This is a genomic window from uncultured Desulfosarcina sp. (assembly GCF_963664155.2).
Taxonomy (GTDB): Bacteria; Desulfobacterota; Desulfobacteria; order Desulfobacterales; family Desulfosarcinaceae; genus Desulfosarcina.
Genome location: NZ_CAXXXH010000001.1, coordinates 224,166 through 236,861, shown reverse-complemented (window position 1 = coordinate 236,861; position 12,696 = coordinate 224,166). Strand labels below are relative to the sequence as shown.

The 12,696-nt window shown below is 54.3% G+C and carries 11 protein-coding genes and 1 tRNA gene; 7 read left to right on the top strand and 5 right to left on the bottom strand.

The window, feature by feature from the left end:
- Positions 1-111: 111 nt before the first annotated feature.
- The 4 genes from ACHZBS_RS01175 to mfd are packed head-to-tail and all read right to left on the bottom strand — an operon-like array spanning position 112 to position 6,182.
- Positions 112-837, bottom strand: coding sequence for a RodZ domain-containing protein (locus tag ACHZBS_RS01175; protein WP_319404706.1), 726 nt, complete (start codon positions 835-837; stop codon positions 112-114).
- A gap of 54 nt (positions 838-891) precedes the next feature.
- Positions 892-1,878 (bottom strand): SurA N-terminal domain-containing protein, encoded by a 987-nt coding sequence (locus ACHZBS_RS01170; protein WP_319404705.1) that lies wholly within the window; start codon positions 1,876-1,878, stop codon positions 892-894.
- 5 nt (positions 1,879-1,883) lie between these two features.
- The gene (locus tag ACHZBS_RS01165; RefSeq protein ID WP_319404704.1) at positions 1,884-2,678 is read right to left on the bottom strand and encodes a SurA N-terminal domain-containing protein; all 795 of its coding nucleotides are present in this window, start codon (positions 2,676-2,678) and stop codon (positions 1,884-1,886) included.
- Positions 2,679-2,684: 6 nt separating this feature from the next.
- The gene (mfd, locus tag ACHZBS_RS01160) at positions 2,685-6,182 is read right to left on the bottom strand and encodes a transcription-repair coupling factor (protein WP_319404703.1); all 3,498 of its coding nucleotides are present in this window, start codon (positions 6,180-6,182) and stop codon (positions 2,685-2,687) included.
- A gap of 126 nt (positions 6,183-6,308) precedes the next feature.
- Between mfd and ACHZBS_RS01155 the strand changes: the two genes are divergently transcribed.
- From ACHZBS_RS01155 to ACHZBS_RS01135, 5 genes are all read left to right on the top strand, one after another.
- Positions 6,309-6,384: transfer RNA gene (locus ACHZBS_RS01155), tRNA-Thr, on the top strand.
- A gap of 216 nt (positions 6,385-6,600) precedes the next feature.
- Positions 6,601-8,454 carry an ATP-dependent helicase gene (locus ACHZBS_RS01150; RefSeq protein ID WP_319404702.1) on the top strand — a complete coding sequence of 618 codons (1,854 nt, stop codon included), beginning with the start codon at positions 6,601-6,603 and terminating at the stop codon, positions 8,452-8,454.
- A gap of 233 nt (positions 8,455-8,687) precedes the next feature.
- Positions 8,688-9,020, top strand: a complete 333-nt coding sequence (locus ACHZBS_RS01145; RefSeq protein WP_319404701.1) for a hypothetical protein — start codon at positions 8,688-8,690, stop codon at positions 9,018-9,020.
- Between the two features lie 103 nt (positions 9,021-9,123).
- Positions 9,124-9,270 (top strand): hypothetical protein, encoded by a 147-nt coding sequence (locus tag ACHZBS_RS01140; RefSeq protein WP_319404700.1) that lies wholly within the window; start codon positions 9,124-9,126, stop codon positions 9,268-9,270.
- A gap of 53 nt (positions 9,271-9,323) precedes the next feature.
- Complete coding sequence (locus ACHZBS_RS01135) at positions 9,324-9,605, top strand: integration host factor subunit alpha (RefSeq protein ID WP_319404699.1); 282 nt, start codon at positions 9,324-9,326, stop codon at positions 9,603-9,605.
- Positions 9,606-9,752: 147 nt separating this feature from the next.
- Here ACHZBS_RS01135 and ACHZBS_RS01130 read toward each other — a convergent pair whose 3' ends face one another.
- Positions 9,753-10,043, bottom strand: coding sequence for a hypothetical protein (locus ACHZBS_RS01130; protein WP_319404698.1), 291 nt, complete (start codon positions 10,041-10,043; stop codon positions 9,753-9,755).
- Positions 10,044-10,461: 418 nt separating this feature from the next.
- On the opposite strand from ACHZBS_RS01130, the gene ACHZBS_RS01125 reads away from it, so the two are divergent.
- Both ACHZBS_RS01125 and ACHZBS_RS01120 read left to right on the top strand, forming a co-directional pair.
- Positions 10,462-11,022, top strand: coding sequence for a DUF4136 domain-containing protein (locus ACHZBS_RS01125; protein ID WP_319404697.1), 561 nt, complete (start codon positions 10,462-10,464; stop codon positions 11,020-11,022).
- A gap of 251 nt (positions 11,023-11,273) precedes the next feature.
- On the top strand, positions 11,274-12,692 hold the full coding sequence (locus ACHZBS_RS01120; protein ID WP_319404696.1) for a hypothetical protein: 1,419 nt from the start codon (positions 11,274-11,276) through the stop codon (positions 12,690-12,692).
- Positions 12,693-12,696 lie beyond the last annotated feature (4 nt).

The following is a 12,696-nucleotide window of genomic DNA, read 5'->3' as shown; positions in this document are numbered from 1 at the left end:
GGGAATTTTCTATATTAAAGTAGGGAGATAAAAATAAACTCCGCAACGATTTACCTCAAAGGATTACGTCAACTGGGTTTTTGCGGTTAATCGGTTGGAATTTATCCCGGGTCAGGGAATTTTCAGGCTTACTACCTGATCGCTGCTCCCGAAGATCTTCACCGGCTGCTCATTCAGAAAAATCTGGAGTCCGGTGGCATTGCCAATCATCAGGTTGAAGTTGTGGGTCCCTTCCAATTCCAGGCGGTCCTCGGGCTTAAGATTGTAGGACCGGGCATTCTGTCCGTCCACAATGACCTTCAACCAGGTTTGTTTCACGGCGATAACCTTGAGTTTGAGCTTGTCCTTCGTCCTTGCAACAGACGGGAGGCTCCCGTCGGCTGTCTCGACCCCGGTGGCAGAAGGCTCGGGAAGGGCGTTGGGTTTCGGCGCCGCGGTGCTTGGCGTGGGTACCGGATCCATAAAAAAATCGCTGTATCGCAGCAGCAGCAGAATGCTGATGATTACACCCACAGCCATTATTGCCCGGCGGACCGCCCCCAGTTTTTTCCGCCGTCTCAGGCTCTGCTGCTTGGCATGTTCCTGTTGCTCCACTTCCGACAGGTAGAGACCGACTGCGACGTCGGCATTGGCCCCCACGGCATGGGCGTATGTCCGAATGAAGCTCTTGACGTAGGCCTGCGGAGGAAGCCGGTCATGGGCATTTTCTTCAATGGCCTTGAGGCAGTGGACGGCGATCTTTGTTTTTTCGGCGACCGTTTGGATCGCCAATTCCTGTTTCACCCGGAAGCCTTTCAGATAGCCGCCGAATGAATCCTGATTTGTTTCCGATTCCATATAGAAGAACCGCTATATCCAAGGATCCTGAATTTTATCCTTACGTTTCCGATGCTAATTGATGATTTTGATGCTTGAGCGACTGCGCAGATCCTCCAGCCATGTGAGGAATTTTTTATCCACCACTTCGGCATACAACTTCTGGTGGATCTCTTCCCTTACGTTTTCCAGGGATTTCCCTTCGGTCCGGTTGACCGCCTCCACATAAAAGAGCTGAAACCCCTGGTCCGTGTCCAGAATGGCTGTGGCCTTTCCCGGGGCCAACCCATCGAGCGCTGCCTGGATCTGGGGAGAAAGCGTTTCTTTGGCAAACTCGCCAATATCACCCCCGTCGGCAGCAGCCGGGCTCTGGCTGTATGTCCGGGCAAGATCGGCAAAGGATTTTCCAGCCTCAATCTGTGATTGAATCTGCTGCATCTGTTCCCTTAGGGCCTGCTTTTCGGCATCGGTAGAAAAATCCGGCACCCGCATCAGGATGTTTCTCAAATGGTAGCGAAGCTTTCCGCCGTAAACCTCGGGATGGCTGTCGTAGTAAGCTCGGATCTCTTCTTCGGTGATGACAATCTTGGATTTGACCTGGTAATTGACCAGTCGGGTGCGCAGGACCTGCTCTCTGATTTTTTCCCGATACTGCTCCATGGTCATCTGATCCTGTTCCAGAAAGCGGCGCAGGTCTTCATCGGTAAAGGTATTGGCCGCTTTGATGCGTTCGATGGTGCTGTCGATTTCGGCGTCATCCACCTGGATATCGTTTCGTTTGATCTCCTGATCGGTGAGCTTTTCATCCACCAGGCGGTTGAGCATCTCCTCGCGAACCTTGAAGATCATCTGCCGCTCTTTGTCCAGGTCGAATCCCTGTTGGCGGATGCGCTGGGCATAGGGTTCCATTCGCTCCCTGAGCTCAGACAGCAAAATGATGTCTTCATTGACCACCGCCACGATCCGGTCCAGCACTTCAGACGCTGCCGAAGCCGTGGCCGAGGTTGCGAAAACCAGTACCCACATCCCTATCAGAATTCCCAAAGACAAATTTCGCTTCAAGGCCGCTATTCCTTTTCCTGACCGTTGGATTCGGCGTCAGGGTGTCGGGACTGTTCCCACAACTCCCAGTTGATCTCGACCCCATAACGCGCTCGAAGCCCGTCCATCCATTGCGGGTAGGCCGCTTCCACCTTTTCGAGCCGGAGTTGTTCAACGATGCGGCGTTTCAATTCTTCCATCTCCGGCGGGTTTTCATCATTAACGGCATAGTCGTTTTCGTGGGCTTTATAATATGCTTCAATGTCCTCTACGGTTATATTTACCGGCTGAACCAGTTCCCGGTTTACCACTTTTTCCATGAGCAGGCGCACCCGAAGCCGATCCTTCCACAAGGAGTAGGGGATGGCGCTTTCCAGCAGCATCTGCTCGAATTCGTCTTCCGGATAGTCCTTTTTAATCGCCTGGATCGCGGCCTCCAGTTCGTTGTCATCCAGGGAAATGCCCAACTCCTTGGCCCGCCGGTCGATGATCACCTCTTCAGTCATCTGATTCAGCAGGCGCAGGCGTGCATCTTCAATTATCTGGGGATCCACCGAACGGTCGTCACTGTAAGCTATCCGGGCGGCCTCGAAGGCGCGTTCGAACTGGGCCTGGGTGACGGTTTCCTGGTCGGTGCGGATCAGCACGGCATCCTGCGGCGATGGGCTGTCCGGTCCGGAACACCCCGCCCCTGCAATCGCCATCATCGTTGCGCAGCAGACGATGCCCCACACATGGCTCGCGGCCGGTGGCGAGCATCGCTTCGCCGATTTTCCGTCATGAGTATAACTTATTGCAAATTTTCCAAATATGGTTCTCATAAGCCTTTAGGAATTAACATGTTGCGCTATTTCGATCAAGATGTTTTTCGTCTGGGCCAGCATGGCCCGGGCAGTCCCTTTGGCCAGAGTAGCTTTAAACTGGTGGTCCGGAGTAAATTGGAAGGGTTGTTTGCCTGTGGTGAGCATCTGGACAATCCCTAACGGCCGAAGCTGGTGGGTTTCGCTGAATGCCAGGCACAACTGTTGGCCGTAAAGGTCCAGGCGCTTGACCCCGGCGCGGACGGACAATACCCGCAACATGATCTTGAGCAGCAGGTTTTCCGTCTCTTCGGGAAGAAGCCCGAAACGATCCGCCAGTTCAGCCTTCATGGCGGTGATCTCCTTGAGCTCGTTCATTTTAGCCAGCCGGCGGTAGATGGACAGCCGCTGATCGATATCGGGCACATAGTCCTCGGCCACGTAGGCGGACATGGGCAGGTTGATCTCCGGTTCCAGTCCTTCGGTTACAGGCTCTCCTTTCATCTGGGCGACGGCCTCTTCCATGAGTTTAAGGAACATGTCATACCCCACGGCGGCAATGTGGCCGGATTGGGATGCGCCCAGAATCGCCCCTCCGCCCCGGATTTTCAGATCGTTCATGGCAATCTGGAAACCGGACCCCAGATCGCTGTGTTCCATGAGTACTTTGAGGCGTTTTTGGGCATCTTTTCCCAACCGGCTTTCTTCGGGAATAAACAGGTAGGCATAGGCCTGCTCGTCCGACCGGCCCACCCGGCCCCTCAGTTGGTAGATCTGGGCCAGGCCGAAACGGTCGGCCCGGTTGACCAGGATAGTGTTGGCCGTGGCCACATCGATGCCGGATTCGATGATGGTGGTGCACACCAGCATGTCGATTTTCCGGTCCATGAAGCGCATCATCACCGCCTCCAGATCCTCCTCGGCCATCTGCCCGTGGGCTACGGCCAGGCGGACCTCGGGTACGCTTTCATTAAGATAGGCGGCCATGCGATCGATGGTGTTGACGTTGTTATGTACGAAAAAAATTTGGCCGCCCCGAGCCAGTTCATTGCGGATGGCCTCGCTGACCACGGTGTCGTCGAACTCGCACACATAGGTGATGATGGCATGGCGTTGCTCGGGTGGTGTGGAGATGACGCTGATATCCCGGATGCCCATCATGGAGAGATGAAGCGTCCGGGGGATGGGGGTGGCGGTGAGAGCCAGCACGTCCACGGTGGTTCGCAGCCGTTTGAGCTTTTCCTTGTGGCGGACACCGAAGCGCTGCTCCTCGTCGAGGATAAACAACCCCAGGTCTGCAAAGGTGACATCCTTTTGGAGCAGCCGGTGGGTGCCGATGACGATGTCGACGGTTCCCTTTTTTATCTCTTCTACGATCCGGCGCTGCTCGGGCCGTGACCGGAAGCGGCTCAGACAGGCCACCTTCACCGGGTAGGCCTCAAAGCGCTGGACAAAAGTGGCGTAATGCTGTTCGGCCAGCACCGTGGTGGGCACCAGCATGGCCACCTGTTTGGCCTCGCTGACGGCCAGAAAGGAGGCCCTCAGAGCCACCTCGGTTTTTCCATACCCTACGTCTCCGCATACCAGCCGGTCCATAGGGGTGGAGTTGTGCATGTCCTCGAGTACATCTTCGATGGCTTTGAGCTGGTCCGGCGTCTCCTCGTAGGGAAAGTCCGCTTCGAAATTGGCAAAATGGCTGTCGGCTGCACCGTACCCGTGTCCTTCGTTGACCTTGCGTTGGGCGTAGATCTTAAGCAGTTCCCCGGCGATTTTCTCGGCTGACCGGCGTACTTTCTCCTTGGCCCGTTCCCAGGACCGGCCGCCCATTTTGTCCAGGGCCGGCATCATGCCCTCCACCCCCATGTACTTCTGGATCAGGCCCATGCGGTCTACGGGCAGGTAGAGGCGGTCATCATCCCGGTAGACTATGAGCAGGAAGTCGTTGACGGTGCCTTCCAGGCTCAGTTTAACCAGTCCTTCGTACTGACCGATGCCGTGCTCGTCGTGGACCACCAGGTCTCCCTGCTTCAAGTCGGAGAAAGCCAGCAGCTCGTTTCGTACGGTTGTCGCGCTGCGTCTGGGGCGCTTGGCCCGGGGGCCGAAAACTTCTGCTTCCGTAGCCACCGCCAGGCCGTCTGTCGGCCAGATAAATCCTCCAGACAGGCTGCCCCGGCAGATGAACAGTCGACCCGGACGAAGGTTTTGCGGGAACGGCTGGCCGGTGGCCGCTTCGATGCCATGAGGAGCCAGAATTGAGGCGAGGCGGCCAGCCTGGCGATCGGTTTCACAGACCATTACCATGGTGCGGCCCGCATCCCGCTGCTCCGCAATCCACCGAAGCAGGGGGGAGGCCGGCTGGTCGGTTTTTCTCCCTTGCTCCATGGCGAGCACCAGGTCGCTGTTGTCGGTAATATCGGCGTGGACGGCCGGGCGATCACCGGTGCCGGTCACCGGTATCGGCGCCAGGAAGACGGCCTCGCGACGGGTCAGTTCGGCACTGATTTCTTCCCAGCTTAAAAACAGGTCTGTCGGCTCTACGCATAGCTGTTTTTCGCTGCATGCTTTCTCATAGTTTACCTGCGCAAGCTGCGCACTTTTTTCAGCGGCCTGGGCCAGATCGGACTTATTCTCGGCGATGATGACCGTGTTTCCCGGCAGGTAGTCGAACAGTGTGTCCATGCGGTCGTAGATCAGCGGGGTGAGGTTTTCGATGCCGGGAAACACTCCCTGCTCCTTGATGCGTTGAACGATGTCCCGGATCGTGGTGTGCGGCAGTTCCTGTTCCAGCGCCCGTGCCCGGAACCGGCCGAGGATAACATCCAGCCGGGCCTTTTCCAGGGTCACTTCCCTGGCTGGCAGAATTACCGCTTCATGAACGTGTTCCAGACTGCGCTGGCTGGCGGGGGAAAAAAAACGAATGGTTTCTGCAAAGTCGCCGAACAATTCGATGCGAAGCGGGTTGTCATAAAGGGGCGAAAAAATGTCAATGATACCGCCGCGGACGCAAAAATCCCCGGGTTCCTCTACGACCACGCTGCGGGTATACCCGCCGGCTGCGAGTTTGGCCACCAGGCGATCCGGTTCGATCTCCTCTTCGGCGATGATCAATTCCGCAAAGTCCGATAGCACGGACTTTGGAATCAGTCGCTGGCGAAGGGCCGCGGCTGTGGTGACCATGGTCCGCGGCCGATGGTCTTCGATCATGGCATAGAGCGCCCGGATGCGACGGGCGGCTGTTTCGTTATGGTAGGACATGAATTTGAACGGGGAAATATTATAGGCGGGAAATAGAACCGTGGAGGAATCCGTTTCCCCGGAAAAGAAATCGATTTCCGCCTGCCGTTGTTCGGCGGCTTTGCTTGACGCGGCCACCACCAGCACGGGCGACTTGAGTGCCCGTCTGACGCCGGCCGCCAGACGGGCACCGGCGCTGCTGCTTATACCGGAAATCACAAGGGAACCGGTGCGCTCGGCAATGGTCCGGATCAGCATATCCGATGCACTTTTTTCTTGATTTTGATCCATAAACGCTATAGGTGATCTTTCTATTTTTCAGCCGGCGTAACTCAGCTGGTAATGCAGCTGATATTGTATAAGCATATTAGATTGTTTGTTATAATGCTTAATTCAACATCAGCGGGACAGTTACACGCCACCGTAGCTCAGTTGGTAGAGCAACGCACTCGTAATGCGTAGGTCCGCGGTTCGACTCCGCGCGGTGGCTCCAATGCCAGTTCCGGGTTCCCTCATCTGCCTTGCGGGAACCCGTTTTTTTTAAATCCGGCACGGGATGGTATCCGGTGCAGCGGAAGCCCGCCGATGGGCGCCTTATTAGCGCAACCCGCATCGCTTTTGCAACCGCCGTTTGCGATCCTCGTTCATTTTAACCATTGCCGCGGTGTCGGTTGTTTCGCAACCCCAGCAGTGGCAGGAGATATGATCCATGCAGCTTTCACCTCAGCAGCAAGCCGCTGTCGAACACACCGACTCCCCAGCACTTGTGGTGGCCGGTGCCGGATCGGGAAAGACCCGAACCCTGACCGCCAAGTTCGCCTATCTGGTGAAGTCGGGCATGCCTCCGGAACAGATTCTGGCTATCACCTTCACCAACAAGGCGGCCGACGAAATGAAGGGCCGCCTGATTCGTATGACCGGCATGGGCGTCCTGCGCTTTCCCTGGGTGCGGACCTACCATTCCGCCTGCTTTCAGATTCTCAAGGAACACAGCCACCTCCTGGATTTTCATCCGCCCCTCCAGGTGTTTACGTCATACCATCAGCAAAAGACGGTGAAAGAAGTACTGCTGGGCCTTAATTATGATAAAAAGCATGCCCTGTCCGTGCTCGGGCAGATTTCCAATGCCAAAAACAGCGGCCACCCCGGTGCCTATTTCGACAGTCACCCCCGGCAGGGCAACATCCGTCTGGTCGATGTGTACGAGCGGTACGAAGGGAGACTGAAAGCAGCCAATGCAGTGGATTTTGACAACATCCTGCTCCTGACCCGCAACCTGTTGCGCGACCATGTGGATATCCGGCAGCGCTACCAGACCCAATTTCAGTACATTTTGTGCGACGAGTACCAGGATACCAACGACCTGAACGAGGAGATCACCGCTTTGCTGCTTAAGAACGGGAACCTTTTTGCCGTTGGCGACGACTGGCAGTCCATTTACTCGTTCCGGATGAGCAACGTCAGCCATTTTCTCTCTTTTGAAAGCAAGTACAAAGGCGCGCGGATCTTCCGATTGGAACAGAACTACCGCTCGGCCGACGAAATCGTGCAGCTGGGCAACCGGGTTATCGGCCATAATGAAAACCGTATGGAAAAGGCCTGCTTCTCGGACAAGGAGGGCGGGGTGGTGGAGACCCATGAGTTCTATACCGACCAGGAGGAGGCCCGCTGGGTGGCGGACAAGATTCGCAGTATGGTCCGGATGAGTATTCCCTATGAGAAGATGGCCGTGCTCTATCGCACCAAGTTCTGCTCCCTGCCCTTCGAACAGGCGTTTCGCCGGGCGCACATTCCCTACCACATGATGGGCGGCAAGGGTTTTTTCGACCGGGTGGAGATCCTTGACCTGAATTGCTACATCACCGCCGCGGTGTTTGACAAGGACGATACCGCCTTCGAAAGGGTCCTCAACACCCCCAAACGGGGCATCGGACCGGGGACCATCAAAAAGATATCCCAGATGCGCAGCGGACTCATGAGCCTGAAGGAGGCCGCCCGGCTGGCGGTGGCCCAACGCGTGCTTACCCCCAAACTCTACCATTCCCTGAAAGATCTGCTGGCGCTGCTGGATGAAATCCGTGATCTGCGGCCCGATGAAGCCATCCGCCTGACGATTGCCCGCACCGGGTACATGGACCATCTGGAAAATTACACCCGATCCAATTCCATGGATTTCACCGCCCGCCAGGAAAACATCGATCAATTGATCCATGCCGCCTCACAGAAAGAGACGATTGTGGACTACCTGGAAGAAGCTGCCCTGGTCCGCGAGGACAAGGATGATGAAGAGGAGTCCGCCGGTGTCAACCTTTCAACCGTGCATGGAGCCAAGGGTCTGGAGTTTCACACGGTGTTCGTGATCGGGTGCGAAGAGCAGTTGTTCCCCCACTGGCGATCCATGGACAGTGCCGAAGATCTGGAGGAGGAGCGTCGACTCATGTACGTGGCGGTGACCCGGGCGGAGCGCTGTCTTTTTATCACGTCCGCCAGTTACCGCAAAGGCCAGTTCAACCCCCGCAGCCGTTTTCTGGACGAGATCGATACGGTGTTGGCTGATCGGTAGCCGCGTCTTCTCTTTTACGGTGGCTGCCGAACATGGCGACCGCTATCTGATTATTTACTGCCCGTTCGTTGATTTCGGATCCGGGGGTATTGCATCATATGAACTTGACATCCTCCGATCTTGCGTATATTTCTAATAGCTGTATGATATTATTGAACAAAGCTGCAATTCAATGTTGAATAATATTCCAAGGATACCCTGACCCGGGTCAGGGGGCACAGGATCGGGAACCAATGAATTGTATCGATGCCGTAGAAGGCATGGCCAAGGCGCTGCTGGGAAAGTTCCAGGATGTTTCCACCGAGTATCGTCTCGACGACAGTGAATATATCCGCAATGTCAAGGCGGTGATCGATACCGTAATCCTGTTCGTCAAAAACAACCCGGAGGTCAGCGAAACACCGGAACTGATCCGGGAAGTCCTTTATGATTATGCAAAAACGAGATGGCTGGCGCGTCTGGAGAAAACCGTCGATTTCGACCAGGAGGCGGGTGCTGCCCGCGATCTCGAATACCAGGCATATTGTTATGACTATCTTTATGCCCACGGCAACTACCCGCGCTGACCCCAAAGGTATTCCTAAACAGTAGCCAGGTTCCGATTCGTGAATTGAACTGGGACTTTTTTTGTTTCAACGCGGATTGTCCTCCAAAAAAAGGAATTCTTAAATGACCGAAAGAGATGATGAAGCGCTTAAAGCCGAAATTGAGGAGATAATGAGCAAGGTGGATACGATTATGGACAAGGTGGCCCGGATGATCCCTGGAGATACAAAAGAAACCAACGGCCGGGAGTTTCCGGATCGTGCTCCGTGATCCGATTCAGTTCGGACATCCGTACCCGGCAACCATTTCCCTCAGGAGGTGCTATGGCATTGACCAAAAACGACATTGTCGCAAAGGTGAACAACCTGGGTTTTACGAAAAAAAAGTCCATTGAAACCGTTGAATCGCTCCTCGAGATCGTCAAGGGTACTCTTGAAGATGGAGACGATGTACTGGTGTCCGGTTTTGGAAAATTTTGCGTGAAGGAAAAAAAGAAGCGCCGGGGCAGAAATCCGGCCACCGGTTCGGACCTGACTCTGCGTGAGCGCAAGGTGGTCACCTTCAAATGCTCGGGAAAACTGCGAAGCAAAATCAATGGCAACTGATTTTAGCCACCGGGGTTAACCCCTCCCGGAGGGCCCACATACCGGATTTTCACCAAAAACGACATCTACTTCTGCCTGGCAGACGGTTGCCTCCGGCTCACCTCGATGCGTCATCGTATTTACGAACAGGGGCACTTAGGTGCCAGTTTATTTTTCCAACGGCCCTGCCGTCTGCGGCCGTCCAAGTTTGCCGAGAAATGTTCGTTGCCGCAATTTTGTCAGTTCATCGCCTTCTTCCACCAAATAGTAAACGGGCTGATTGTTTTCATCATAACACGCATAAAGAGCGCTATAGCCCTTTGAGTCTGACACGGACTTGATTCGCCGAACATCGTTATCGAACCTTTCGCATACCCCATCCCAAGGTTCCGGGGATACATCGTCAAGGGGATCAATGGCCTGGGTCGCTTCATTGAAATTGACATGAAGGGATTTCATGGCACGTTCCTCATCTCTCATCGTTTAAGACCGAATAGATCCTTGCCAGGGGTTTAGGAAAAAATCCATGATGACCGGGTTTTCCTCTTTTCCATCCCCTTTTGCACGGGTAGGCCGATCACCGTAATGGTAGCGCTCCCATACGGAGGGCTGAAAAAATATTACCTCTTGACCATGATGCTGTCAATCGGTCCATCGTCACGACAGTGACCTTGCCGATGGGCACAAATTTGATTATATCACTACAATAATCGTCACAACCATGCCCATAAATGGACTCGGCTCAAAATCGTGACCGATTCGTGTTTAGACCAACAGCCAACTCTACAACTGGCGGGAGCGTGAGCTGAGGAATCGGCAATTCGACTGAGCCGACATGCGTTTGGGGATGGCCGCTCTATGAACAATGGAGGATTCTATGAGACCGCTGATACTCAATACCTTGCTGGTGGTCGTCTTGGCCATGACCGGCTGCACCACTGTTCAGGTGAGCCAGGATTATGATCCGCATGCAGATCTGTCGCGATACGGCACCTGGCAATGGCGGGATCCGGTGCAGGCGGCTACCGGAGATATCCGCGTCGACAACCCCCTGTTGGATAAACGTATTCGCCATGCCGTCGAAAATCATCTGGCAAGTCGAAACCTCAATCCTTCTCCGGGGAAGCCCGATTTTTATCTGACCTATCATCTGAGCATCGAGCAGAAAATTCAAAGCGACACCTATTACTCGACAGTGGGCGTGGGAAGCTTCTATCACCCTTGGTATGGGGGTGTCGGTACAGAAACGTGCATCCGGCAATTTGACGAGAGCCGTCTGACCATCGACATCCATTCTGCGGATACCGGCGATCTGGTATGGCGGGGGGTGGGTACCTACCGGCTGAGAAATTATAAGACTCCCGAGGACGCTGCCACGGCAGCCCAAAAAACCGTAGACAAGATCCTTTTTCAGTTTCCGCCTCACAGACAACCCTAATCCTCTTCCTTGTCTACCTTCGACAGAGAGGCGCGGCAGATAGGGTATGATCCTTTTGTCGAGAAACAAATGGCCCCATGCTCTTGGATCGGCATCCACCTTTCCGGCCGGGCATTCATGGAAATATTTTTGTTGCTGTTTTAATCGAGTTTGTTTTACCTTTCAGGACCATAAGGAAGCCATTCGGTCGTATGGCCAATGTGTGCAGGTATTTATAAGCATTGGCGACTTAAATCAGATGGAGATAAAGAATGAAGGACAGCAGATTCTTATCCGCTGACATCGATCCTGCCAGAGACACCAATGTAAACAACCTGAAGGAACAGGCACTCCAGCTGATTCATCAGGAGTTGACCGAGGATCGGAAACTACACGATGATGCGAAAGTCGCCATTCTGAACGACTTCGACGGTATGGGGGCAGAACCCTTTTTGAAACAGCTGCATACCTACAGCTTGATCCTGAATGCCCTGAAAAATAAGGTTGCCTTCCACAAGATGGTGAATCTTCTGGCGAATATTTTTCGGGCAGGGATTTACAAGGTTGATGGCGAGGCCCTGGACGCCGTTACCGTGCGACGGGATGCCATACAGGTGCATGTCGATGGCAAGTCAACCATGATCGGCACCGTAAATAGTGAACTTCTGACGATTTTGTCTCTGGGGAAAGAGAGCCGTGAAACGGAACGGCAGTTGATGGTTATCGATCGGCTGGTCAAACGCCGCAATGATGAAAACCTTCAGGCAGTCTCCCATGCCTTTAAGATTCCTCTCCATGATACAGAAAAAATAACCCTGTTGATCCAAAAGCTGTTTGATGGGAAGGGAAACTTCATCCGAAAGACATTCGAGCCGATGATCGATGAATTGGCGAGGCACGGTAACCATGCCTTCGAATTGTTATGGTGTTATTTCAAGGCGCTGAAAGGCCGGGCCAATCGGGTTTCCTTCCTCAATGCCCTGCAGCATCTGATCAGCCGCATCAAGCGGCCCAAACACGCCCTGCGTTTTTTGCTGGCCGATTTCTGCCGGCATCCCGACAGGGTGGAACCCTCGGACCGGAATGCAATCATGCTGGCCAACATCCTGCTCAGGACATACAACAAGGAGCTTGATGTCGATATCGAAATGACGCCGGAGGAGGTCCTAAATGTCCGCAATGGGTTGGAAAGGGACGTGGTGCATTATGCCCAGTTTCGGATTGATTCGGTGGAGTACCGGTTCTCCAGCAAGGTGGTTACGATCCATGAAAAAATGGTTGCGCTTCTAAACGCAACCACACCCGGCAAACAGACCCCTTCCGTCCGCCACCTGCTGTTTCTCGAACGAGAGATTTTCATTTTTCTTTCCCTGCTGTCGGGCAAAACGGCACACCTGATCCTGATCTCGGCATTGAACGAATATGGCGATCCGAAAGCGGGAATTTATCGGAACCTTAAAGCGGCAACCTACCTGCCGGTATTTCTGCAGCACCTGAAAATTATTGTCCGGGGTGTTGGACGGGTAGGGACGCGCGATGATGTCGGCCTGCTCAGGCAAATTAGCGAGTATGGCTTTCAGTTGTCCGAATTCAGCGGTACTCAGGAAAACCAACGATCCGTGGTCCGAACCATGGAGTGGATCGAAAATGTTATCCGGAGCATCACCACCGCCAACTGGGATTCAGTTTAAGTGC

Coding starts and splice junctions, on each gene's coding strand:
- ACHZBS_RS01175 (WP_319404706.1), bottom strand. CDS start 837: ATGGAATCGGAAACAAATCAGGATTCATTCGGCGGCTATCTGAAAGGC.
- ACHZBS_RS01165 (WP_319404704.1), bottom strand. CDS start 2,678: ATGAGAACCATATTTGGAAAATTTGCAATAAGTTATACTCATGACGGA.
- mfd (WP_319404703.1), bottom strand. CDS start 6,182: ATGGATCAAAATCAAGAAAAAAGTGCATCGGATATGCTGATCCGGACC.
- ACHZBS_RS01150 (WP_319404702.1), top strand. CDS start 6,601: ATGCAGCTTTCACCTCAGCAGCAAGCCGCTGTCGAACACACCGACTCC.
- ACHZBS_RS01145 (WP_319404701.1), top strand. CDS start 8,688: ATGAATTGTATCGATGCCGTAGAAGGCATGGCCAAGGCGCTGCTGGGA.
- ACHZBS_RS01140 (WP_319404700.1), top strand. CDS start 9,124: ATGACCGAAAGAGATGATGAAGCGCTTAAAGCCGAAATTGAGGAGATA.
- ACHZBS_RS01135 (WP_319404699.1), top strand. CDS start 9,324: ATGGCATTGACCAAAAACGACATTGTCGCAAAGGTGAACAACCTGGGT.
- ACHZBS_RS01130 (WP_319404698.1), bottom strand. CDS start 10,043: ATGAAATCCCTTCATGTCAATTTCAATGAAGCGACCCAGGCCATTGAT.
- ACHZBS_RS01125 (WP_319404697.1), top strand. CDS start 10,462: ATGAGACCGCTGATACTCAATACCTTGCTGGTGGTCGTCTTGGCCATG.
- ACHZBS_RS01120 (WP_319404696.1), top strand. CDS start 11,274: ATGAAGGACAGCAGATTCTTATCCGCTGACATCGATCCTGCCAGAGAC.